Here is a 25,605-nt window from a genome sequence, read left to right as displayed (position 1 = left end):
TTTGAGGCCAGAGGTCTGTGACCTCGATTGCAACGTTGACATGTCTCACCATAACCCAGATGTAGCGTTATTCCGCGCTCACCACAGGCAGAACGCAACCCACGGCACCGAATATGGATGGACCACCGATCTCCTCCGCGCCGATTCGCCGCTTCTCCAGCGATGATCTTCCGGCCGTGTCTGGGTTTGCCGCGCTCAGGCGGGCGGTGCGCGACCCCGAGGCGGTCGATTGCCAGCTTCGTCACACCCCGGATCGGTTTCTCGATGTCGTACCTCACGGTTTGGTCGCTGGGCGCACCGTGTTCGGCGCTGGCCAGCCCACGATTGCCGCCTTGCGCGATGATCCGGTCCACCGGCTACAGCATGTCGCCAGCGTTCTGCTCAACGAGGCGATCCTTGCCCCGGATTCGATGGCCGTGCTGAACGCGCGACAGGCATTTTTCGAGCCATCCATCGCCAATCTTGCCATGTGGAACGGCGAGTTATCACTGATCGACGGAAATTTCACCACCGCCAAGGATGGCTGGCGCTTTGCCGATTCCAACCGCAACATTGACTATTCGCCGATGATCGCCCTGCCGGTCGGTGGTGTTGGCGGCAATAATTATGGCCATTTCCTCTATGATGGTCTGCCGGCGGCGCTGCATCACCGGCTGCTCCTCGGCCCCGGCGCGGTGCTTGCCGGGCGGACGCTGCTGCCCTGGCAGGCGGAAATACTCGAAGCTCTCGATCTGCTCGATGGCTACATTGCGCTCGAAGCACCGACGCGGTTTCGCAAGCTGCTCACCAGCACGATGGTTTCGTTCACCGTTTCCTATCCCAACCGTTTCATCCGTACCGTGTTCGACCGTCTTCGGTTTCGCTTTGGCACGGAGCGCACCAGCGGACGCCGTCTGATGATCTCGCGTGATACGCCGGACAATCGCCGGATCATGGACAATCGCAGCGAAATCGAAGCAATCGCTGCTGATTTCGGATTTGAATTGGTCCGCCCCGCCACCATGAGCGTGGCCGAGCAGGCGCGGCTTTTTGCCTCCGCTGTTGGCGTGATCGGCGAATCCGGTGCGGGCCTCGCCAATCTGGGCTTCTGCGATCCGGGCACGCGGGTGTTGGAAATTCAGCCGGATCGGTTTTCCGATGGTTGGACCCGCGCGTCATGCCACTTGTTTGGATTGAGGTGGCAGGTCTTTTTCGCGACCGGTGCGCCCGCGGAGATCGGTACTGCCCGTGAATTCCAGTTCACCGTCGATCCCGGCGCATTTCGCGCTGCCCTCGCCACCGTGTTCGGGCCGCGATGAGCGACCACGAGGTATTTTGCCACCTGATGCCCGGTGCCGCCGATATGGTGCCGCGCGGCATGGTCCATGACGTTACCTGGTTCGGGGTCGATCGTCCCGATCGCACACTGGCCAATCCGGCAGTACCGATGCCGGGGTGGGAAACCGTCATGCTTGATGACGCGCTGGTAATTCCGACCCCCTTTGCAATTCTCGATGCGGCGGGCGCGCTCCGCCACGGTGTGATGCCATCGCATATCGCCGAACCGATCGCCGTTCATCCGGGCACCGGCGTACTGGCACCGCTGGCGGCGGGCGCCGACGAACCGTTGGGCCGGTTTCTTGGCGAGACTCTATCGATCGCCTCACTGCAATGTCGCGCGGGCGGCGTCCCCGGCCTGATCGGCGCCCCGCTCACGCTGGCGCAGATCGATGCGCTGGCAGCGATGAACCTGCTCGATCGTTATACCCCGATCGCCACCCCGACCCGGATTGCCCGGCTCTGTCTGACCCGGCCGGTTGGCAGCGGCGTCTCGCGCATGATCCGTCCCGCGATCGAGTCGTTGCGCTTCATGGTCGAACCCTACGAAGTCAGCGCGCGCATCGCGATTCTGGCGCCGGCCGATGAAGCCCGGTTCACCCGTGCCAATCAGGCCAGTGTGCTGGCCTGGCTGCGCGCCCGTGGCTTCGCGGTCCTCGACGTCGCCGCCATGCGCCTCGGCGTGAACCAACTTGGCCTGACCGACCTCGTGGCGTCATTGGCGGCATCACGCGTCATCGTCATCGATGATCCGGCTCAGGCGCCGCTGCTTGGGTTCTGCGATCCCGGCACGATGGTGCTCGAGCTCGGCATCGATGGCTGGCGCGACACCACGATTGCCGCCTGCGCGCGGATGTTCGGTCTGGAATGGCGATTGATCCTGTCACCGGCACCCCGCTATCCGGTCAGAACCGCTCTGCCGTTGGGCGAGCGTCACATGTTGCAAACCGAGGTGGACATCGCCGCCCTTGCGCGCGGTGTGCTGCGCGCCGAGACGGCGCTGGCATCACTGATCTCTTGACTTTTTTGCCGAGTCCAAGGATACAGGCGCGGTGAGGTGCGTGAAATCGCGCCAAAATTTTCACGTCTGATCCGGTATCATTAAGCCCGGTCAACGCCCTCTTTTCCGAACTGGTCGACAATTTGCCCGAAACTCAGGATTTCGATGCCTCTGCTTCAGAAGCATCTGACGCTTCGAAAAACCCAACGCCGGATGCGCCGATCGGCGCCGCGTTCATGACTGATCCGGACGCGCTGAACGAGGCGACCGGTTTCGCCGCTCTTGGTCTGTCCGAACCAGTGCTGCGGGCATTGCTCGAAAAAGGCTACACCACGCCGACACCGATCCAGGAGCAGGCCATCCCGATGGTACTGATGGGGCGTGATGTACTTGGCTGCGCGCAGACCGGCACCGGCAAGACCGCCAGCTTCACACTGCCGATGCTCGATATTCTGTCCGGTTCACGCGCCCGCGCCAGGATGCCCCGCTCGCTGATCCTGGAGCCGACTCGTGAACTCGCCCTGCAGGTCGCGGAAAATTTCGTGCAGTATGGCAAGCATCTCAAACTCACCCACGCGCTGCTGATCGGCGGCGAGAGCATGGGCGAGCAGCGCGATGTGCTGACCCGCGGCGTCGATGTCCTGATCGCGACGCCGGGAAGGCTGATCGATATTTTCGAGCGTGGCGGTCTGCTGCTCTCGGATGTGCGGGTGCTGGTGATCGACGAGGCCGACCGCATGTTGGACATGGGCTTCATTCCAGATGTCGAGCGGATCGTCGCCATGTTGCCGAAGCCGCGGCAAACCCTGTTTTTCTCAGCGACCATGGCGCCGGAGATCAAGCGCCTCGCCGATGCGTTTCTCTGGAATCCCAAGGAAATCAGCGTCTCCAAACCAGCCTCGGTCGCAACCACCATTACCGAAGGACTGTTTCTGGTCGCCACCCATGATAAGCGCGAGGCGCTGCGCCGCCTGGTGCGCACAGAGGACGTGCAGAATGCCCTAGTGTTCTGCAACCGCAAGCGAGACGTCGATATCCTCTATAAATCCCTGTCCAGGCACGGTTTTTCGACCGGAATGCTACATGGCGACATGCCGCAATCGGCGCGCTTTGCAACCCTGGAGGCGTTCAAGGCCGGCACGATCCGTTTGCTCGTCTGTTCGGATGTCGCGGCGCGCGGCATCGACATCGGTGGGCTATCGCATGTCTTCAATTTCGACGTGCCGCATCACGCGGAAGATTACGTCCATCGGATCGGTCGCACCGGCCGCGCCGGGCTTGAAGGCCGTGCGCTCACCCTCGCAACGCCGGATGACCGTCTAGCGGTTGAGGCGATCGAGAAATTGACCGGCCATGCCATTCCACCCCTCGCGGTCGAGGGGCTTGATCCGGTCGAATGGGCGGTAAGTGAAAAACGGGGTCGGAGCCGCGGCCGCACATCCGCTCCCGCAGCGCGGTCAAAATCAATGGCCCGCGCCGATGCGCCCGCGGTCGAAATCACCACGCCGCCACGCCGCGAAACCCCGGTCGAGGCCGCTCGAGGAGACGATCGAAAATCATCCCGCCTCCCGCCTCGTGCCGCACCCCGGCGCGACGCGCCGCGACCTGCCCGCCGCGACAGCGATATCGTCGAGGATCGGAGCATCGTGGTCGGATTCGGCGAGGATGTTCCCGCCTTCATGCACATAACTCGGCGCCGCCGTACAACGGAGCCGGAACCGGCCTTCCATGATGGGGAGGACACTCATAACGACGACACGGAGATTGCGGCGTGAATGAAATGCTCAAGGTGATCGCTCCCGGACCCGCAACCGCTCCGAAGAAAGGGGGATTCATCCCCTTCGACTGGGCCGATCCGCTGCACCTTGAACCACAATTGAGCGAGGACGAGCGCGCCATCCGCGACGCCGCCCATGATTACGCCCAGGAGAAGCTGCTCCCCCGCGTGCTGCACGCCTTTCGCACCGAAACCTTCGATCGTGCCATCGTTTCCGAAATGGGCGCGATGGGGTTTCTGGGCGCGACGCTCGCCAGCCACGGTTGCGCCGATGTCTCCTACGTCGCCTACGGTTTGATCGCGCGCGAACTGGAACGGGTTGATAGCGGCTATCGCTCGGTGTTCTCCGTGCAATCCTCATTGGTGATGTACCCGATCGCCGCCTTCGGATCGCCGGCGCAGCAGGATAAATACCTGCCCAAACTGCGTAGCGGTGACTGGGTCGGCTGCTTCGGCCTGACCGAGCCGGACGCCGGGTCGGACCCCGGATCAATGCGGACGCGCGCACGGAAGGTTGACGGCGGCTATCTGCTGAACGGCTCCAAAACCTGGATCAGCAACGCGCCGATCGCGGACATGGCGCTGATCTGGGCCAAGGACGATGCCGACGTTATCCGCGGCTTTCTGGTTGATCGTGCGAGCAAAGGCTTTGAGACCCCGAAAATCGAGGGCAAGTTTTCGCTCCGTGCCTCGATTACCGGCATGATCATGCTGTCCGACGTGTTCGTGCCGGACGATCATATGCTGCCCGGCGTGAAGGGACTGCGGGGACCATTTTCCTGCCTCAACAACGCGCGCTATGGCATCGCCTGGGGTGCGCTCGGTGCCGCCGAGTTTTGCTGGCATGCCGCCCGGCAGTACACGCTGGATCGTCAGATGTTCGGCCGTCCGCTCGCCGGCACACAATTGGTTCAGAAAAAACTGGCCGATATGCAGACTGAAATCACCCTCGGGCTGCAAGCCGTACTCCGCCTCGGTCGCCTGCTTGATGCCGGCGAAGCGGCGCCAGAAATGATTTCGCTGTTGAAGCGCAACAATTGCGGCAAGGCACTCGACATCGCCCGCCTGTCGCGCGACATGCACGGCGGCAACGGGATCGTCGATGAATACCATGTCATCCGTCATCTGTTGAACCTTGAAACCGTGAATACGTATGAAGGCGCGCACGATGTGCATGCCCTTATTCTGGGGCGGGCGCAGACCGGTCTCTCTGCCTTCTAGCTACAGCCTTCGATCTGACTGAACCGGCGGGGTTCAGTCGGAATTGAGTCTTGGCGGTTCCCCGATTTTTGTTAGATGAATAGATTCGTTACATTCGCCTGATGCGTGGGCGCGCCCCTCAGGCGATTTTTCGAACACCGGTTTCAGTGCCCCGCGCGTCGGTACGGTTGCTGATCAATCGGCTGGAGACGTCGGTTACGGCGTCCTCAAACACGGGTACTTTGTTGCCGCCAATGAAATCCGCATAGATCAAACTCGATCGGGACACACTGCCCAATATGGCAACCTGCCGCTGTACGCTTGTGAAATCATCGCGAAAACAAGCCATCAGACCGGTTTCGACATCCAAACCAGGATAGGCTTTAGGCGCCGCGACGATCTGATATCCCATTCGGCGGTAGAGCGGCATGTGATTTTTTGTGACAGCCACGAACACGATGTCCGCATTGTTGGCGATGATCAGATACCCAACCATTCGAAACATCGCCCATAGCACGCGCCGATCATCCAGGCGTTCCGGGTCGCGCGCCAAGCGGGTGATCTCGACAGCCCTGCGAGGCGCCGTAGAATGCGGTGGCACGGTTAAGAGATTGTCAATTTCTTCGTGAAACATCCTGGATGCGGGCAGATCGATCGCGTCCGGCTTGGCGCGATCCAACACGCAGACCCGGATCGACCCCACCGCTTGTTCGCCGCGATAGATCAGGATTGTTTTGCTTGATGGACGATCATCGTATATGTCAGAAAAACTATGATGGTCGATGTTTTTGAGATAACCCGCATTGAAATACGCCCGGTATCGCAGTGCGAAGGCTACTTCGAAATCCTGCGCATCTGTTACAATTTTTGCGAACAACTGTTCGGCGATGCTGCCTTCGAGGGACTCATTGCTAAGGCGATTTATATGAGTCGTTGCCACTCCAGGATCATTCACCACGGTAACTCCTTTATCTTCGGTTGTACCTCATGACAAAATACTTAACAGAAGATGTAAAGGCCACGACGTTTTCAATAAATTTAACGTTGCCGAATCACAACTTTGAGGAGTGTCAAATTGTCGCCCTCGCTATCACGCTCGTGCGATGACGATGCCGTTTGCTCAGCGACTGAGAATGCTGTTGGAGACCGGGAACGCCAACGCCCGGGAGTCGGAGGATCTTGTTCGGCAAGTTGAAAACGATCAGTTTATCGTTCGGGCGAAACTCAGCGCGACTTCCGCGCTAATCGGAATCATAATCACGGTTGCAATTTATTTTGAATTTCAAAATAACCGATATAACGCTTTTGCAAATGCGCTTTTTATTTCACTAATATTATTATACACGTTACTATCAACGTTCTGTCGAACATATCAATATATGAAATTCTTTTCGATTGAATCAGGTCGCTTTAAAAATATATATAACATATTGATATTTTTGATTGGTAGTGACTGGATTATCTATATCGACAGATTGATGTCGTTTGCGGATAAACTCCAAAGCGGATTATTGTTCGGTGTTGTGATCGGCCTCATTTCAACGGCGACAACGGCAGGACCAATCCTGTCATCACTGTTATTCGTTATGCCGATCATCACGGGTACCGTCGTGATTATCGTTTTGAACTACAAGTTCGAAGTCTGGCCCATTGTTGTCTGCTTTCTAGGCTACAGTTTTTTGGCGATTTCATCGATATTCTATGTCAATCGACGATTGTTTGAACGCAACATCGGCTCCATTCGCCTCGCTCAAACCACTGAAACCATCCGCATCCTGCTGCGCGATTTCGAGGAAAATGCCAGCGACTGGTTGTGGGAAACCGATGCTTCGGGTCAGATCAAACAGGTATCGGCCCGTTTCGCCGAAGTGGCACGACGGCCCGTGGAGGCGATCGGCGGTGATCTGTTCACCTTCATGGCCGGCGCCGACGAGACCCTGCGCCGACCCTCGGTGGCAGCGGGAGACGCCTTCGAGGCGATGCGTCGGCAGATGGCTGCACGCAAGCCATTCCGCGATCTGGTGGTCCCGGTCAGCATGGGCAGTGAACGACGCTGGTGGTCGATGACCGGCAAACCGATCGAGGATCGCCGCGGCAATTTCATCGGGTATCGTGGCGTCGGGTCCGATGTCACCGCCATGCACCGCTCGCGCGAGCGCATCGCCCATCTGGCCCGCCACGATTCCTTGACCGACCTCGCCAATCGTACCGAATTCAACAATACCCTGAGCCAGTGGCTCAGCGATGATCGTCAGCCGGGGGCGGCGCTGCTCTGTCTTGATCTTGATCAGTTCAAGGCGGTCAATGATTCCTATGGCCATGGGATGGGTGATTCGGTCCTGCGCGCGGTGGCGCACCGGATTCGCGGCGCGATCCGCGATCGCGACGTCGCCGCTCGTCTCGGAGGGGATGAATTTTCCATTGTCCTGCCGTCGGATGATGAGTTCGAAGCGACATCTGTGGCCGAACGGGTCATCGACCGTGTGGCCCGCCCTTATAAATTCGATGGGGTTACCGTCGAAATCGGTGTCAGCATCGGCATCGCACTCGCCCCACGGGACGGTACCACAGCCGAGGATCTGTATAAAAACGCCGATCTCGCCCTGTATCGTGCGAAAGATTCCGGTCGCGGCACCTGGCGGCTGTTCGATCGCACGATGGACCGCCATTTACAGGATCGGCGCGGCCTCCAGCGCGACATGAAACGCGCCTTGCGTGACGATCAGTTGTTCGTCGAATTCCAACCGGTTATCGCCCTTGCCTCGAGCAGCATTGTCGGTCTTGAAGCCCTGGTGCGCTGGCGCCATCCGGAACGCGGCATTATCCCACCCGGTGATTTCATCGAAATCGCTGAACGCAGCGGGCTGATCAGCACCGTCACGGCCTTCGTGCTGGCCGAGGCCACCGCGCTCGCGGCCAAGCTGCCTCCGGCCATCACTGTCGCGGTCAATCTCTCGCCGCTGCACCTGCGCGAGGCCTGGCTGGTCGACCAACTCCACGCAATCATCGAGGCGGCCGGCGTCACCCCCGCTCGGATCGAATTCGAAGTCACCGAATCCGCCGTGCTCGAAACCGAAGGGCGCACAATCGAACATCTGCACGGGCTGCGCGCCCTTGGGTGCCGCATCGCAATCGACGATTTTGGCACTGGCTATTCCTCCCTCGCGACGTTGCGCCGCTTTCCGTTCGACCGTCTGAAAATCGACCGCAGTTTCATCAACGATCTCGCATGCAACGAAAACGATGCGCCGATCGTCAAGGCGATCATCGAACTCAGCCATACGCTGGGTCTGCGCGTAACGGCCGAGGGCATCGAAACCGAACGTCACGCCGCGGTGCTGAAAAGCTATGGCTGCAACGACGGGCAGGGTTATCTGTTTTCGCCGCCGGTGCGCGCGGACAAAATCCTCGATTTGTTCGAAACGGGTCGAACCGTCACCAGCTTCACCGTCGGGCGCGGCGCGCCCGCAGAACCGATGCGAGCATCAGGCCGAGCCACATTGCGAGTCCTGCCAGAGCCATAGCGCAACTTATCCGAATGAACGGTGGGCGATAGAAAAACCGCACCTTGCTGCGCCCCGCGGGCAATGCCACGGACTGAAAGATCGATTCTGTCCGCTCGATCGGCACGGCTCGCCCAGCGATGCGCGCGTGCCATCCCGGATAATAGGCTTCAAGCCGCAGCAGCCGCGCCGGTGCCGGGCAGTCGGCATCCACCGCATCGATCGCGAGGCGGGTCAGGTGGCAAGCCGGAACGGTGGTAAAAAATTCGCGCGGCCGATCCAGCCGGTAGATCCGCATGACCTGGTTGGCAAACACCAGCGGTGGTGCATCGCGCGGTGTGTCGATCAGCCGGAGCAGCGGTGCGTGCGGCGGCGCGATGCCGCCCACCGCCAGCGCCGGCGGCGCATCGATCCGAAAGCTGCCCAGCCAGATCGCCACCGCCGCCCCGTGCCGATGGGTGAACCGGTAGCGCAATCCGGCATCGACCGGCACATCCAGGCGGTGATCGAGCTTGATTGCCAGAAAATGATCATCCTGTGCTGTTGCAAGTTCGGCATGGCCCGTGGCGCATATTTTGCGAGTACACAGTTGCACACTCAGTGCGCCGCGGGCCGCGCCGTCATAGGTGCCGATCAACACATCCACCCGATCGACATGGCGCAAGGAGATCGTGCCGGCCGGAATGTCGCCGCTCAGCACACCGCCCGCAGGCAGGGCAAATGGCACCTGCCCGGCCGAGGTCACCGGCAGATCCGCGTGGGTGACGAACGGATTCTGATCCGGTGGCGTCAGCACGTATTTCACCCCAATCGCGCCGTATGCCGCGAGATGGCGCCGCAATTCGGCACTCTGATCGGGCGGCGTCACCGAGCGTTGTGGACGGATGAACACGCCATCGCGCAACGCCGCCGCCGCGCGCGGCAGCAGGGTGCAACCTATGCTGCGTGCCTGAGAGCCGGTGAACATCACCACATCGGCATAGGGGTCGAGATGGCGATGGATGTAGTCGTTCCATGCTGCGGGCACCGGTAATTCATTTTCATCGATCGCCGCCAGCCCGAACGCCGCCGGATAATTCGGCCCGAACGGCTGCAATGAATAAAGCCGCGCCAGCCTCAGATGACGTTGCAAATACGCAACACCGCTAAGGTCGATCGTGCCATGACGAGGCGCCGCGAACTGGCTGAGTGCTGCGGTCGCGAAACACTCCGTCCCGACGACGAGCGTAAGCGCGAGCGTCGTCGCTCGACCCGGTGGACGGGTCAACAGCGTCACCGCCGCAACCGCAAGAGCGAGTTCGATACCCGTGGCCCCCAGCGCAAATCCCAGCATCGCGGTACCGGGCGCGAACCAGTCAATCAGACTGCGCAGCGCTGGCAGCACCGCGAACAGACCGATCGCGGCACCGAGCGTACTCAGGCACCAAACGGCGCGGCGATCGAACGCTCCACCGGTCTGCCAGCGATCGACGGTGATCGCGAGCAGGATGAAACAGGCGAGTTCCATTGCCGGACCGCTGAACCTGATCGCATTGGTGCGCGCCATCAACGGAATCCGGTCGATCAGCCAGACCGCCGGAGGAAATCCCCAGATGCGCAACTGCCAGACCAGAATAAATCCGGTCAGCACGAAGCCCAGTCCACGCAGCCGCCCCGGCCGGATAATCGCGGCCAGACCCAGCAGCGCCGCCAGCGGCCCGAACCAGCCACCGAGCTGGTTCCAACTCGCCGTGATCAGATTGGACAATACCGGTGACACGCCCGGAGGCGTCAGCGCGCCGATCGGCCCGTAAATGAACGGAAACAATTGCAACGGTGCGCCGGGCGGCAACAACCAGATCCAGCTATATAAATCAGCGTGCTGCCCAAGGTAGGACAGACGGACATACTGGAAAAACGGCACCACCAGCGGCAGGCTCATCACCAGCCCGATGCCGCAGCCCAGAACAATCTTGCGGGCGAATCGCCACCGTGCGGCGCCCGCGCCGGCGAAGCGCCAGATCGTCCATACCGCCGCCAGCGTTGCGTCGGCATAAGCAACTTCGGGGTAGCCGCCATAAATCGAATACGCCAGCGCCACCGGAATCAAACCGAAGCCCAGCCCCCTGCTGTCGCGCGCGGCCCGATCGGCGCGTTCGATGCCGAGTAGTAGCAGCGGTGCGAACGGCAGCGGCCCCATTACATGCGGCACCAGATAAATCGTCGGTGAAAGCGCAAAGAACAGCGCTCCCAGCCCAGCGGCCAGCCGGGTCAGGCGTAACTCGATCAGCAGCGCATAGGTGAACAATCCACACAGGATCTGGATGATGAGTTTCAACGCCAGCCAGCCGCCCCAGAATTTCAGCAGCAGCACGAACGGCAAAAAAAATGACATCGTCTGCATTTCCGCCGCCAGCGGCATGCCGACGCCGGAATACGGGTTCCACCAGGGAACAATGCCGTGCAACCAATCGCGCGCACTCAACATCCCAAGGGGCTGGGTGATCAACCCGATCGTCGGATCGCGCCAACCCGGCGCGCCCGGCAGCCACCCGCCAACCAATCCTCGGGTCAGAAACATCACGAAAATCGCAGGGTTGCCATGCGTGATACCGGCAAGCATCAGCCCGTTCGCCGCGATGGGCAGGACGATCAACGCCAGGATCGGGATCAAATGCCGGTTCGTGACGGCGCGCGGCGGCAATGTCATGCAACGCCCGCTTAACATCTCGTCCGCCGGCCAGCAATCGGCGCTTCGCAGCAGCGCGCGCCTCGATTAGTATCGGATTATGGATCTCGATCGCGCCGCCGGCGCAACCCCCGCCATGGCGCAATGGTTTGCAGCGAAGGCCGAATACCCGGATGCGCTGATTTTTTTTCGCATGGGCGATTTCTATGAGCTGTTCTTCGACGATGCCGAAGCCGCGTCCGCGGCGCTGGACATCGCCCTGACCGCGCGCGGTACCCACCAGGGCGCACCGATCCGCATGTGCGGCGTTCCCGTCGCGCAGCGCGACGTCTATCTGGGCCGCCTGGTCAAACGTGGCTTTCGGATCGCCATTGCCGAGCAGATCGAGGCACCCGAGGCCGCCCGCGCGCGCGCGGCAAAGACAGCGGGTGGCAAGTCCCTGATCGAGCGCGCCGTGGTGCGACTGATCACGCCCGGCACCATCACCGAGGAAGCCCTGCTCGAGGCCGGCCGATCAAACCTTCTGGTCGCACTCGTGCCGGATGACGCGCAAATCGGCGCCGCCTGGATCGATGTCTCGACCGCCGCCTTCGACACGGCCTTGATCGCACGCGTCGATTTGCCGGCCCTGCTCGCAAGGCTCGACCCCGCCGAAATCCTGGCTTCCGATCAAGCCGATCTCGGCGCCCTGGCCGTCCGCCGCGCCCAAACCGATCCGCCCCCGCCCCCCGCCATCGCGCGTCGCCACCTCGCCCGCGTCTTTGCCGTTGCGTCGATCGATGCATTCGGAGCCTTCAGCGATCTCGAGTCGCAGGCCGCCGCGATGGCGTTGCGTTACATCGAGCGCAGCCAGGGCGGTAATCTGCCGCGCATCGGCCATCCGGTGCGCGCGGGTGAGGCCGGGCTGCTCGCGATGGACGCCGCCACCCGCGCCAGCCTCGATCTGCTGCGCACCCGCGATGGCGGCGAAGCCGGCAGCCTGTTCGGTGCGATCAGACGCACGGTAAGCGCCGCCGGCGCGCGTCATCTCGCCCGCTGGATCGCCGAACCGCTCGATGCGATCGAACCGCTGCGTGCCCGCCAATCCGGTTGGCAGAGCCTTCTGATCGAGCCTGATTGCCTGCAAGCGATCCGCCACGCTCTGCGCGGCGCGCCCGATCTCGCCCGCGCCCTCGCCCGTCTCAGCCTCGCGGCCGGCAAATCCGGACGCCTCGCGCCGCGCGATCTGGCCCAGGTACGCGACGCCCTGTCCGCCGCCGCCGCGCTGCGCGCCGCGCTTCCGGCCGCCAGCACCGACCCGACCCACCCGCTCGCCGCCGATGCGCTCGCCCTCGATCCATCGGCCGAACTCACCGATCTGTTGTGCCGCGCCCTGGTCGATACCCCCCCTCAACGCCCCGGCGACGCCCCGTCGATCGCCCCCGGATTCGACGGCGAACTCGATGGTGAACGCCGTCTGCGCGATGACACCCGACAGGTGATTGCCGCGCTGCAGATCGAGCTCGCCTCGAAATACGGTGTCGCCAGTCTCAAAGTGCGCCATCATCATCAACTCGGCTATGTGCTCGAAGCACCCTCCAGCGCGGTCGCGGCCCTGCGCGCATTCCCCGAACTCATCCTGCGCCAGGGCCTGGCCGCCGCCGCCCGCTTCACCCAACCGGAACTCTCCGAACTCGACCGCCGCATCGCCGAAGCGCATGAGCGCGCCGCCACGCGGGAGGCCCTGGTGCTCGATCACCTGTTGCACCGTGTCATGGCCGTGCAGGAGGCGCTTGCCGCCTGTGCGGACGCGCTGGCCCGCCTCGATGCCTTGCAATCCGCGGCTAGTCTTGCGCAAAACGGCCGCTGGGTCGCCCCGTGCCTGACCACCGAACATGATTTCACCATCGAGGCCGGCCGCCACCCGGTGGTCGAGGCGGCGCTGCCGCCCGGGGTGCCGTATATCGCCAACGACGCTGATCTCTCGCCCGCCCGGCGGCTCATGCTGCTGACCGGCCCGAACATGGCCGGCAAATCGACCTTCCTGCGCCAGAACGCCCTGATCATCATCCTCGCCCAGGCTGGCCTGCCGGTGCCGGCCGATGCCGCGCGGATCGGCCTGGTCGATCGGTTGTTCTCGCGCGTCGGCGCCGCCGACGATCTCGCCGCCGGTCGTTCAACCTTCATGGTCGAAATGATCGAAACCGCCGCCATCCTGCATCAGGCCGGGCCGCGCAGTTTCGTCATCATCGATGAAATCGGTCGCGGTACCGGTACGCGCGATGGTTTGGCGATTGCGCAGGCAGTACTCGAGGCGCTGCACGGACAGGTGCGCTGCCGAACCATTTTCGCGACACATTTTCATGATCTGATTCAACTGGGTGGCGCGTTGCCACGGCTCCACCCTTGTACGATGCGGGTGAAATCATGGCATGGCGAGGTAGTGTTTTTGCACGAGGTGATCGAGGGTGCTGCGGAACGAAGCTGGGGCGTGCATGTCGCCAAACTTGCCGGGGTGCCGGAGGGTGTGGTGCGCCGTGCCGATGTGCTGCTGCGCGCCGCTGAGCGCGGGCGCGGCGCGGCACCACCGCTGCCGCTGTTCGCCGGTCTCGATGAAGCGGCGCCACCGCCAGATCCCGAGGCGACGTCCTGGCGCGAGGCGCTCGCCGCCGCCTCACCCGATCAACTCACGCCGCGTCAGGCGCTCGACCTTATTTATGCGTGGCGCCGAAAGTTTCTTGGCGATGGCGCGCAAGGCGCGGTAGAGAATGACTGACATGTCCGATCTCATCAACCAGCCATTCTTCGCCACGGGTGGCCTGCCCCATTCCCAGGCCGACCTTCCCGTCGTCGCCGATGCCGAAGCAGACCGACCGAATATCGCGGCGGTTCTTGCAACGCTGATCCCCAAAGCGGCACCGCCGCCACGCGATCTTGCTCTCGGCGTGTTCCGCCGCCAGCTCGGCCGGTTACAGGCCCATGTGCAGGCCCGCTTCGAGCGGGGAAATCTCGGCGGCCTCACCGCCTCGCGCCTTCTCTCGGGGCTGATGGACGAATTCATCGGCGCCCTGATCGGCTATACGCTCGATCTGCTGCCGATCGAGTCCGACGACCGCCTCGCCATCGCCGCCACCGGCGGTTACGGCCGCGCGACGCTGGCGCCGTTCAGCGACATCGATCTGCTGTTCCTCACCGATCATGAACCCTCGGCACGGGTGGAGCGCGCGGTCGAATTCACCCTGTATTTCCTGTGGGATCTCGGTCTCAAAGTCGGGCATGCCACACGCTCGACCGCCGATTGTCTCACTGAGGCGCAAGGAGACATCACCATCCGCACCTCGCTGCTCGACGCAAGGTGCATCGCCGGCGACCGCGCCTTGTTCGCCCATTTCCAGATCGCATTCCGCGCGGATTGTGCCGCGGACAGTCCCGCCGGCTATATCGCGGCCAAGCAGGAAGAGCGCGCCACCCGCCACAAACGTTTCGGCGATACCCCCTTCATGGTCGAACCCAACATCAAGGAGGGCAAAGGCGGGCTGCGCGACCTCCAGACCCTGTACTGGGTCGCCCGGTATGTATTCGGCACGTTCGCCATGACCGAACTGGTCGGGGCCTCGGCACCCGGTGGGGGCATCCTGAGTGAGTCCGAGGCGCGCGCCTGCAAACGCGCATGGGACTATCTCTGGACCGTGCGGTTCCACCTGCATTACGTCGCCGGCCGTGCCGAGGAGCGCCTGACCTTCGACCTGCAACCCGTGATCGGGGCCCGCATGGGATACACCCGCCATGGGCGGCAGGACGGCGTCGAACGCTTCATGCGTCATTATTTCCTGGTCGTGCGCGAGGTTGCGCGCGTCACCGGCGTTCTGGAACCCGCGGTCATCCGCGCCGCCCTCGGCCCCCCCGCGATCGCCGCCGCGACGGATGCCGAACTCGCGGACGCCGGGTTTGTTCTGGCCGATGGCAAAATTCTGTTCGCCCCGGGTCGCGAGCCGATGGCCGAACCGCTGCAATTGTTCCGCATTCTGCGCTTCGCGCGCGACCGTGCGCTGACGCTGCACCCTCTCTCACTGCGTGCCATGATCCGCGGTGCCCGACGAACCGCCGAACTACGCGGCAATCCCGCGGCGGCGGCGCTCTTTCTCGATCTGCTCTGCGGTGCCACTGAACCCACGTCGGATGGCGCCGTCTGGCTCACCATCCTGAACGAAACCGGCGCTCTCGGTCGCTACCTGCCCGACTGGCGACGCATCGTCGGTCAGATGCAATTTGATTCCTATCATGTCTTCACCGTCGATATGCACACGATCCAGGCGATCAGCGTCCTCAACGCGATCGAACGGGGCGATCTCGCCGAGACCCTGCCGGTCGCCAGCGGCATCGCGCAGCACCTGCAATCGCGCCGGGCACTCTACGTCGCCCTGCTGATCCACGACATCGCGAAGGGCAGGGGGGGCGATCATTCCGAAATTGGCGCCGAACTCGCGCTCACCATCGGCCCCGCGTTGGGTCTCGAGCCCGAGGAAACCGAAATGGTCTCCTGGCTCGTGCTGCACCATCTGCTGCTCAGCCAGACCGCCTTCTCCCGCGACATCGACGATCCCAAAACCATTCTCGACGTTGCCGATGTGGTCCAATCGCCCGAACGTCTGCGCCTGCTGCTCATTCTCACGGTGGCTGATATCCGGGCCGTTTCGCCCAAGGTCTGGAACGGCTGGAAAGCGACTCTCCTGCGCGAGATCTACGCCCGCGTCGCCGAAGTGCTCGAGGGCGGTCTTGCCACCACGGAGCGCGATGTCCGCGTCGCGCGGGTCAAGCAAATGGTCGGCGAGTTGCTTGCCGATTGGCCGGCCGCCGATCGTGAACAATTTCTCGGCATGGGCTATCCCGGCTACTGGTTGAGCTTCGACCCCGACAGCATTGCCCGTCACGGTCGCCTGATCCAGGATGCGCGCACGCGCAAAATGCCGCTTGTCGTCTCCACCGTGCCGCTGCCCGCTCGCGCGGTAACCGAGGTCGTGGTCTATACCGCCGATCATGCCGGCCTGTTCAGCCGCATCGCCGGGGCGCTCGCCGTCGCCGGCGCCTCGATCGTCGATGCCCGCATCCATACCATGACCGACGGCATGGCGCTCGATACGTTCTGGATTCAGGATGCCGGGGGCGGTCCGCTCGATGCGCCGCACCGCCTGGCCCGGGTATCCGCCTTGATCGAACAGGTTCTGTCCGGTCGTCTGCGCCTCTCGGCCGAAATCCGCAAAGCCGGTCGCAGCGTGGTCAGTGGCCGCATGCGCGCCATCCATGTCCCGCCCCGTGTCGTGGTCGACAACAGCGCCTCGAATCGTCACACCGTGATCGAAATCAATGGTCGCGACCGGCCCGGTCTGCTGCACGATGTCACGGCCGCCATCAGCGCGCAGGGGCTGCAGATCGCCTCGGCCCACATCACCACCTACGGCGTCCGCGCGGTGGACGTGTTTTATGTGAAGGACGTGTTCGGCCTGAAAGTGGAAAACGAGCGTAAACTCGCGCAATTGCGCACCGCCCTGATCGCCTCGCTGGCGGATCGACCGGAGGATGCCGCCCGCGACCGCGCGCCGGCGTGATCAAGTTTCACACCTTCACGAGCATGGCAGAGATGCAACACTCGGTTACCAAATCGTCATCACCGCGGTTTCCTGCGTAAACACCGATTGACGCGAGTCTGACCCCTAGCGCACATCTGTTATCGTTAACGACAACGTTCGATAGCGCAAGGGAGTGAAACATGACTTTCAAGACAGCTCTGATGGGCGGCTTTGCCGCGTCTGCTCTCGCCATCGCTGTGGCCGCGCCGCTCGCCCGGGCGCAAGCGCCCGGCAGTCTCTATGTCTTTGGTGACAGCCTGAGCGATAATGGCAATATTCCGCGCCTGACCGGTATCCTCTACCCACCATCGCCGCCCTATTCAGGATATCGCTTTTCGAACGGGCCGGTCTGGGCCGAGTATCTACCGGCCCTGACGGGGCTGGGGTTCAAGGCCTCGAACGATTACGCCGTCGGTGGCGCGCTCAGTGGGCCGCTTGAAGCAAACGGACAAGTCTATAATAATTATATCAACTTTTCCGACCCGGCCTTTCCCGCGTTACCCAACGAGTTGCAGGAAATCCAGAGTTTCGCGGCGACCGGCGGCCATTTTTCACCATCCGATGTTGTCGGGATCTGGATCGGCGGCAACAATTATTTTTTAACCGAGGCGTTGGTGGCCGAAAATCCGGCGAACGCCCAGCAGATCGTCACGCAGAACGTCAGTACGGTGCTGCAACAGACGGCGCAGGCGATCGAGGCGGTCGGTCAACTCGGCGCGCGGCAAATCATTCTTCAGAACCTGGTTCCGTTTGGAAACGTGCCCACGGTCAACGATACGCCGCAGCAGGTCGCGCTCGGCGATGCGATCATCGGCGCCCATAACGCCGGCCTGAGTCAGGTCGCGGCGACACTGCATCAGAAACTCGGCCTGAATATTCTATTGATCAACCAACAGCAGATCTCCGCTGAAATCGATGCCAATCCCGGCGCTTATGGCATTTCCAACACAACCTCGGCCTGTCTCGACACGCCAAGCTGCGTCGCCGCGCCGTTGTCGGTGCAAAACACCTACCAATGGTGGAACGTGCATCCGACCACGCATAGTCATCTCATCATCGCGGAATATGTCGCCAGCGCCCTGAACGGGTTCGACTCCCTATCGGTTCCGGCCCGTCTGCTCGCCACCGGCGCGCAAGCCTTCTCGGCTTCGGTGACCGCCCGCATGGAAGCGTTGCGCGAGGGCGCGGGCGGTCTTTCGATCAATCTGCCCTCCGCCCCGATGCTCGCCGACGCCGCGATGGGGGATACCGGGCCGATGGGGGCGGGCGGCGATCACCGCCTGTCGGTCTATGTAACCGGTAATTACGACTACGGCAGCCGCACCAATGCGCCGGGCAATCTTGGCTTCACCGATAATATCGGCACTGTCACCGGCGGCGCCGACTACCGGTTCAACCCGCATATCGCCGCCGGTATCGCGTTCGGCTACGGCACCGACAGCGCAACGGTGAACGGCGGGGAGACCATCCACGCCAATGCCTATCAATTCGCCGGCTACGTCATGGCGCAATCGCGTCATCTGTTTGCCGATGGCCAGGTCGATTACGGCGTCGATCAGTTCAACCAGATCAGCCGCCCCGGCGTGCTCGCCCCGATCACCGCGACACCAAATGGCCACACGGTCAGCGTCGTCGCCAATGCCGGCTATCTGTTCCATCGCGGCACGCTGACCTATGGTCCGGTGGTCGGATTCGATGCGGTTGAAGCCAATATCGGCGCCTACACCGAGCAGGGCGATCCGGCGCTGACCATGGCGGTGCAGAATCAGTCGCTATCGCGTGCGCTGTTTGACGCCGGCATCGCGGCTTCGGCGGCGGGGCATCTCGGCAGCTTGTCGATCACGCCCCATGGGTCGATCGAATTGCAAAGCGAAGTCGGCGGCAGTGGCGGCAGTTTCGCCAGCGTGTTCACCGACGAACCGCTGGTCGGCCTGACCACGACCTACCCGAACCAGGCGACGACCTGGGGCGTCGCCGATCTCGGACTTAGCGCCGCAGTGACCGGCCGGCTCGCCGCCACGGTCGATCTTGCCAGCACCTTCGCCCGTTCGAACGGCGATCAGCGCATGGTCACCGCCGGGTTGCGCTATAAGTTCTGACCGTGGCGCCGCTCTCGCTTGTCGGGGGCGGCAATCCGCGCTAGGTGCGCCGCGAGAACCCGCGTGAGCAACCGCACACGGGGGCTGGTGTTCGTTCGGGCGGGCGTGGTGGAATTGGTAGACACGCCAGATTTAGGTTCTGGTGGCGAGAGCCGTGGGGGTTCGAGTCCCTCCGTCCGTATTTTTCTATAGGCGTAACGTAAGGATTTTGTTCGATATGCAGGTTACCGAAACCCTGACCGAAGGTCTGAAGCGCGGCTTCACCGTGGTCATTCCGAGCGCCGATCTGAGCGAAAAGCGTGAAAAACGCCTCGCCGAATTGTCGAGGACGATGCAGATGCCGGGGTTCCGTCCGGGCAAAGTGCCGCTTTCGATGGTGCGCAAGCGATTCGGCCAGGCGGTCGATGCCGAAATTCTCGAAGCCTCGGTCAACGAGGCGACCGACCAGATGATGGCTGAACGCAGCCTGCGCCCCGCCGTGTCGCCCAAAGTCGAGGTGGTCAATCCGGGCACCGATGCCGATCTCGAGTTCAAGGTCGAGATGGAAATCCTGCCTGATGTCGCGATCCCCGATCTCAAGTCCCTCACCCTCACGCGCCCGACCGCACCGGTTTCCGATTCCGAGGTCGATGAGGCGATCGCCAAATTCGCCGAACAGCGCGCCACGATGGAAACCATCGAGGAGGTCCGTCCCGCCGCGACGGGTGACATCGTCACCGTCGATTTTCTCGGCAAGCTCGACGGTACGCCGTTCGAGGGTGGCGCCGCACAGGACGCCAATGTCGAAATCGGCGGCAACGGCTTCATTCCGGGCTTTGCCGAGCAAATCGAGGGCATGTCGGCCGGCGAATCCAAAGTCATCAACGTCACGTTCCCGGCGGAATATCACGCAGCCAATCTTGCCGGCAAAGACGTCACCTTCGATATCACGGTCAAGGCACTCAAGCGCAAGGTGGCGCCCGTGATCGACGATGCGTTCGCCGAAGCCAATGGCTTTGAAAATCTTGAAGAATTCCGCAAATTCTTCAAGGACCGGATCGAGCAGCAGCGTGCCGGCGCGAGCCGCATGAAGGTCAAGCGCGCCTTGCTCGACGAATTGGCGAAACAGGCCGATTTCGCCGCCCCTGAAACCCTTGTTGAGGCCGAGTTCGCCGAAATCTGGCGTCAGGTCGAGTCCGAACGCGCCGCCGGCCGTCTCGATGCCGAAGACGCCGCCAAGGATGAAGACACGTTGAGGGCCGAATATCGCGCCATCGCCGATCGTCGAGTGCGACTCGGCCTGCTCGTTGCCGAAATTGGCCGCAGCACCAATGTCCAGGTGACCGAGCAGGATATGCGCCAGGCGATGATCAACGAGATGCAGCAGTTTCCGGGCCAGGAAAAAATGATCATCGATTTCTACCAGAAAAACCCGCGCGCGATGGATCGTCTGCGCGGACCGATTTTCGAGGATAAAGTCGTCGATTACGCCCTCGAACTCGCGACGGTGACCGATGAGGAAGTCACGATTGAGGCATTGTTCGCCGACGACGAGGATTGATCGCGCCGGGCAGGGGTTTACGCCAACCCGATCTCGGGTCATCTTAAGCCCCTGTGATCGCGATTCCGGCCTCGGTGAGGCGGTAGGCGGTTGACAGGTAAAAGACAGTTCATGCGGGTGCGGCGGCTCCGGCCCGCAACCAGGAGACAGACGCCGATGGAACGCGACCCGACCGAGATTTACATGAACAGCCTGGTGCCGATGGTCGTCGAACAGACCGCCCGCGGCGAGCGCTCCTACGATATTTTCTCCCGGCTGCTCAAGGAGCGCATCATCTTCCTGACCGGCACGGTCTATGATCAGGTCGGCTCGCTGATCGCAGCACAATTGCTGTTTCTGGAAAGCGAAAACCCGTCGAAGGATATTTCCTTCTATATCAACAGTCCCGGCGGCGTTGTTTCCGCCGGCCTCGCGATCTACGACACGATGCAATACATCAAATCGCCGGTCTCGACCGTATGCATCGGTCAGGCCGCCTCGATGGGCAGCCTTCTGCTGGCAGCCGGTGAGAAGGGTAAGCGCTTCGCCCTGCCCAACGCACGGATCATGGTCCACCAGCCCTCCGGCGGTGCCCAGGGTCAGGCCGCCGACATCGAAATCCAGGCCCGCGAGATCCTCACGCTGCGCCGCCGCCTCAACGATATCTATGTGACGCACACCGGCCAGACCCTTGAGGATATCGAGCAGGCGCTGGAACGCGACCGGTTCATGTCCGCCGATGAGGCCAAGGTTTTTGGCCTGGTCGATGAGGTGATGGCCCACAAGCCCACCGGCCCGTCGGATCAGACCGCCAGGGTCGCCAAGCAGGAAGCCGCCTGATCCGGGCGTCATCGCGGGGTGTTGTTGCAATCCGGTGTCAGTTTTTACCGGAATGCTTGTGTCATTCGGGGTTGAGGGCTAGTCTCTCGCCGATAACTGATGCGCCGCCATTTGTGGGGCGCGGCTGGAGCGCCGATGAGCACTAAATCCGGAGATTCGAAGAATACCTTGTACTGCTCGTTCTGCGGTAAATCGCAGCATGAGGTGATCAAGCTGATCGCTGGACCCACCGTATTCATCTGCAATGAATGCGTCGAATTGTGCATGGATATCATTCGCGAGGATAACCGGACCCATCTGGTCAAAACCCGCGACGGTGTGCCGACCCCGCGCGAGATCTGCAAAGTTCTGGATGACTACGTGATCGGCCAGAACCAGGCCAAAAAAGTGCTCAGCGTCGCGGTGCACAACCACTACAAGCGTCTCGCGCACGCGCAGAAGAACAACGATATCGAAATCGCGAAATCCAACATCCTCCTGCTGGGGCCGACCGGTTCCGGCAAGACATTGCTGGCCCAGACCCTGGCCCGGATACTCGATGTCCCGTTCACCATGGCGGACGCAACGACATTGACCGAAGCCGGCTATGTCGGCGAGGATGTGGAGAATATCATCCTCAAACTGCTGCAATCGGCTGATTACAATGTCGAGCGCGCCCAGCGCGGCATCGTCTATATCGACGAGGTCGATAAAATCAGCCGCAAGTCGGACAATCCGTCGATCACGCGCGACGTCTCGGGTGAGGGCGTGCAGCAGGCACTTCTGAAAATCATGGAAGGCACCATCGCCTCGGTGCCGCCGCAGGGCGGCCGCAAGCACCCCCAGCAGGAATTTCTTCAGGTCGATACCACCAATATCCTGTTCATTTGCGGTGGCGCGTTCTCCGGCCTTGAAAAAATCATCTCCCAGCGTGGCAAGGGATCGGGAATCGGCTTCGGCGCCGACGTCCAGGACCCGACCGATCGCCGGACCGGCGCCATCCTGCGCGAGGTCGAGCCCGAGGATTTGCTGAAATTTGGCCTGATCCCCGAATTCATCGGTCGCTTGCCGGTTGTCGCAACCCTCGAGGATCTCGACGAGGCGGCATTGATCGAGATTCTGACCAAGCCCAAAAACGCCCTGGTCAAGCAGTATGGCCGCCTGTTTGAAATGGAGGGCGTCAAGCTCAACTTCACCGAGGATGCCTTGCGGGTGGTCGCGTCCCGCGCGATTCAGCGCAAGACCGGCGCCCGTGGCCTGCGCTCCATCATGGAGCAGATCCTTCTCACCACAATGTTCGACCTGCCCGGGCTCGACAGTGTTGAGGAGGTGATGATTAACGGCGAAGTCGCGGAAGGCCGGGCGGAGCCGTTGTTCCTGCATGGCAAGGAACGGGCCGAGACCGCTTCTTGAGCGACGGAATAGGCGCTGCCCCCGGTCACGCGGGTCACGATTCTACGACAGGGCCGGGCTTCGCCGTGAGCGCATCGACGCTCTGTTGCGGTATTGCGACCCTCGCCCCATATTGCTGTTGTGGCCGGATCAGCCGGCACCGCGTTCTGTGCCGCAACAGGGCAGGGCGCGTGGCTCACGAAAGGTAGTCTGATGTCAGAGACCAATCCCAAAAAATCCAAATCGGTGTCCGCCGCCTCCGTCAGAACGACACCGCCGGCTCCCACCACCGGAGAGGCCTTGTCGGTGTTGCCCCTGCGCGATATCGTCGTGTTTCCGCACATGATCGTGCCGTTATTCGTCGGCCGTGAAAAATCGGTTCGGGCGCTCGAAGGGGTGATGAAGGAAGATAAGCAGATTCTGCTCGTCGCCCAACGTAACGCCCAGCAGGACGACCCGCTGGCGGCCGACATCTACAACGTCGGCACGGTCTCGACCGTGCTTCAACTCTTGAAACTGCCGGATGGCACGGTCAAGGTGCTTGTCGAGGGGGTGCGTCGCGCGCGCATCACCGGCTACCATGAAACCGAGACCCATTTCGAGGTTCTGGCCGAACCGATCGACGATATCGTCGATAAATCCAAGGAAACCGAGGGTCTCGCCCGCGGCGTGGTGACCCAGTTCGAGCAATATATCAAGCTGAACAAAAAAATCGCGCCGGAAGTTCTGGTTTCGATCAATCAGATCGACGATCCGTCGAAACTTGCGGATACCATCGCCAGCCATCTCGGCTTGAAAATCGCCGACAAACAGGAATTGCTCGAGACCGCCTCGGTCGCCGAGCGGCTGGAACGGGTGTTCGCCCATATGGAAGCCGAAATCGGCGTCCTTCAGGTCGAGAAGCGCATCCGCAATCGCGTCAAGCGCCAGATGGAAAAAACGCAGCGCGAATATTACCTCAACGAACAGCTGAAAGCGATCCAGAAGGAACTGGGCGAGGGCGAAGAGGGCAAGGACGAGACCGCCGAGATCGAGGAAAAGATCAAAACCCTCAAGCTGAGCAAGGAAGCCCGTGAAAAAGCCACCGCGGAGCTGAAAAAGCTCAAGACCATGAGCCCGATGAGCGCGGAAGCAACAGTGGTGCGCAACTATCTCGACTGGCTCCTCGGCATCCCCTGGAAAAAACGCGCGAAAATCAAGAACGACGTGATCGAGGCCGAGCGCGTGCTCGATGCCGATCATTACGGGCTGGACAAAGTCAAGGAACGCATCATCGAATACCTGGCGGTCCAGTCCCGCAGCCCGAAACTGCGCGGCCCGATCCTGTGCCTGGTCGGCCCGCCGGGCGTCGGTAAAACCTCGCTCGGCAAGTCGATCGCCAAGGCGACCGGCCGCAACTTTGTTCGGATGTCGCTTGGTGGCATGCGTGACGAGGCCGAGATCCGGGGCCATCGCCGCACCTATATCGGTTCGATGCCCGGCAAGGTGATTCAGGGCATGAAGAAAGCAAAGACGTCTAACCCCCTGTTTCTGCTCGATGAAATCGACAAGCTGGGGGCCGATTGGCGTGGCGATCCCACCTCGGCTCTGCTCGAGGTGCTGGACCCCGAGCAGAATGCCAATTTCAACGATCACTATCTGGAAGTTGATTACGATCTGTCGGATGTGATGTTCGTGACAACCGCCAACACCCTGCGGATGCCGCAGCCGCTCCTTGACCGGATGGAGATCATCCGAATCCCCGGCTATACCGAGGATGAAAAAGTCGAGATCGCCAAGCGTCATCTGGTCGAGAAACAGGCCGAGGCGCATGGGCTGAAACCCGGCGAGTGGTCGGTCTCCGATGAGGTTCTGCACGAATTGATCCGCACCTACACCCGCGAGGCCGGCGTGCGTAACCTCGAGCGCGAGCTTGCCAATCTGGCCCGCAAATCGGTCAAGGAAATCGTCACCAAAAAAGTCAAGACCGTCGCCATCACCCTCGACAATCTGGAAGCCTTCGCCGGCGTGCCGCGTTTTCGCTTCGGCGAGACCGAGGCGGAGGATATGGTCGGCGTTGTCACCGGCCTCGCCTGGACCGAGGTTGGCGGCGAAATCCTCACGATCGAGAGTGTGCTGCTGCCCGGCAAGGGCAACGTCAAAAACACCGGCAAACTCGGTGACGTGATGCAGGAGAGCGTCTCGGCCGCAATCTCCTACATCCGCTCACGCGCGATCACCTTCGGGATCAAACCCACCCTGTTCGAAAAACGTGACATTCACGTCCACGTGCCGGAAGGCGCGACACCGAAAGATGGCCCGTCGGCGGGTATCGCCATGGCGGTATCGATCGTCTCGGCATTGACCGGCGTGCCGGTGCGCAAGGACATCGCCATGACCGGCGAGATCACCCTGCGTGGCCGGGTCCTGCCGATCGGCGGCCTGAAGGAAAAACTTCTGGCCGCCCTGCGTGCGGGAATTACCACCGTGCTGATCCCGAAGGACAACGAGAAGGACCTGGCCGACATTCCCGACAACGTCAAGAAATCCCTGACCATCATCCCGGTCTCCCATGTCGACCAGGTGATCGCTCAGGCGCTGGCGGGAACCCTGGTGCCCATCGAATGGGAGGAACCGGTCGAGCCCATCGCCCCCCGTGCCGCCGAATCATCGGGTGCCGCGCTGGCCCATTGAGCGCAGCCCGGTAAAACCAGCGTCCCGCGCCT

At 62.0% G+C, this 25,605-nt stretch carries 14 protein-coding genes and 1 tRNA gene; 13 read left to right on the top strand and 2 right to left on the bottom strand.

Annotation, left to right across the window (positions count from 1 at the left end):
- Nucleotides 1–176 precede the first annotated feature (176 nt).
- From ACP5E6_RS01885 to ACP5E6_RS01870, 4 genes are all read left to right on the top strand, one after another.
- Nucleotides 177–1,298 (top strand): glycosyltransferase family 61 protein, encoded by a 1,122-nt coding sequence (locus ACP5E6_RS01885; protein ID WP_427950896.1) that lies wholly within the window; start codon nt 177–179, stop codon nt 1,296–1,298.
- On the top strand, nt 1,295–2,338 hold the full coding sequence (locus ACP5E6_RS01880) for a hypothetical protein (protein WP_427950893.1): 1,044 nt from the start codon (nt 1,295–1,297) through the stop codon (nt 2,336–2,338). The genes ACP5E6_RS01885 and ACP5E6_RS01880 overlap by 4 nt, the downstream gene beginning before the upstream one ends.
- Nucleotides 2,339–2,553: 215 nt before the next feature.
- The gene (locus ACP5E6_RS01875) at nt 2,554–4,092 is read left to right on the top strand and encodes a DEAD/DEAH box helicase (protein WP_427950891.1); all 1,539 of its coding nucleotides are present in this window, start codon (nt 2,554–2,556) and stop codon (nt 4,090–4,092) included.
- Nucleotides 4,093–4,097: 5 nt separating this feature from the next.
- The gene (locus ACP5E6_RS01870; protein ID WP_427950955.1) at nt 4,098–5,315 is read left to right on the top strand and encodes an acyl-CoA dehydrogenase; all 1,218 of its coding nucleotides are present in this window, start codon (nt 4,098–4,100) and stop codon (nt 5,313–5,315) included.
- Between the two features lie 118 nt (nt 5,316–5,433).
- On the opposite strand, the gene ACP5E6_RS01865 is transcribed toward ACP5E6_RS01870, so the two are convergent.
- The gene (locus ACP5E6_RS01865) at nt 5,434–6,249 is read right to left on the bottom strand and encodes an N-acyl amino acid synthase FeeM domain-containing protein (RefSeq protein ID WP_427950889.1); all 816 of its coding nucleotides are present in this window, start codon (nt 6,247–6,249) and stop codon (nt 5,434–5,436) included.
- 631 nt (nt 6,250–6,880) lie between these two features.
- Here ACP5E6_RS01865 and ACP5E6_RS01860 point away from each other — a divergent pair.
- Entirely contained in the window at nt 6,881–8,818 is a 1,938-nt protein-coding gene (locus tag ACP5E6_RS01860; protein WP_427950887.1) for a putative bifunctional diguanylate cyclase/phosphodiesterase, read from the top strand.
- Here ACP5E6_RS01860 and ACP5E6_RS01855 read toward each other — a convergent pair.
- On the bottom strand, nt 8,739–11,486 hold the full coding sequence (locus ACP5E6_RS01855; protein WP_427950884.1) for a hypothetical protein: 2,748 nt from the start codon (nt 11,484–11,486) through the stop codon (nt 8,739–8,741). The two genes, ACP5E6_RS01860 and ACP5E6_RS01855, sit on opposite strands and share 80 nt — an antisense overlap.
- Before the next feature lie 79 nt (nt 11,487–11,565).
- Here ACP5E6_RS01855 and mutS point away from each other — a divergent pair, with 79 nt between their 5' ends.
- The 8 genes from mutS to lon all read left to right on the top strand — a co-directional run bounded on the left by mutS (nt 11,566) and on the right by lon (nt 25,573).
- Nucleotides 11,566–14,220 (top strand): DNA mismatch repair protein MutS, encoded by a 2,655-nt coding sequence (gene mutS / locus ACP5E6_RS01850; protein ID WP_427950881.1) that lies wholly within the window; start codon nt 11,566–11,568, stop codon nt 14,218–14,220.
- Between the two features lies 1 nt (nt 14,221).
- Nucleotides 14,222–17,050 (top strand): [protein-PII] uridylyltransferase, encoded by a 2,829-nt coding sequence (locus tag ACP5E6_RS01845; protein WP_427950879.1) that lies wholly within the window; start codon nt 14,222–14,224, stop codon nt 17,048–17,050.
- Between the two features lie 161 nt (nt 17,051–17,211).
- Nucleotides 17,212–19,170 (top strand): autotransporter domain-containing protein, encoded by a 1,959-nt coding sequence (locus tag ACP5E6_RS01840; protein WP_427950876.1) that lies wholly within the window; start codon nt 17,212–17,214, stop codon nt 19,168–19,170.
- Nucleotides 19,171–19,269: 99 nt separating this feature from the next.
- Nucleotides 19,270–19,351 (top strand) — tRNA-Leu (locus ACP5E6_RS01835).
- Between the two features lie 36 nt (nt 19,352–19,387).
- Nucleotides 19,388–20,710, top strand: a complete 1,323-nt coding sequence (tig, locus tag ACP5E6_RS01830) for a trigger factor (protein WP_427950873.1) — start codon at nt 19,388–19,390, stop codon at nt 20,708–20,710.
- Between the two features lie 156 nt (nt 20,711–20,866).
- The gene (gene clpP, locus ACP5E6_RS01825; RefSeq protein ID WP_427950870.1) at nt 20,867–21,529 is read left to right on the top strand and encodes an ATP-dependent Clp endopeptidase proteolytic subunit ClpP; all 663 of its coding nucleotides are present in this window, start codon (nt 20,867–20,869) and stop codon (nt 21,527–21,529) included.
- 135 nt (nt 21,530–21,664) lie between these two features.
- Complete coding sequence (gene clpX, locus ACP5E6_RS01820) at nt 21,665–22,921, top strand: ATP-dependent Clp protease ATP-binding subunit ClpX (RefSeq protein ID WP_427950867.1); 1,257 nt, start codon at nt 21,665–21,667, stop codon at nt 22,919–22,921.
- Nucleotides 22,922–23,113: 192 nt separating this feature from the next.
- The gene (lon, locus tag ACP5E6_RS01815) at nt 23,114–25,573 is read left to right on the top strand and encodes an endopeptidase La (protein WP_427950864.1); all 2,460 of its coding nucleotides are present in this window, start codon (nt 23,114–23,116) and stop codon (nt 25,571–25,573) included.
- Nucleotides 25,574–25,605 lie beyond the last annotated feature (32 nt).

This window comes from Acidiphilium sp. (assembly GCF_049977125.1).
GTDB lineage: Bacteria > Pseudomonadota > Alphaproteobacteria > Acetobacterales > Acetobacteraceae > Acidiphilium.
This window is presented reverse-complemented; position numbering and strand designations above follow the sequence as displayed.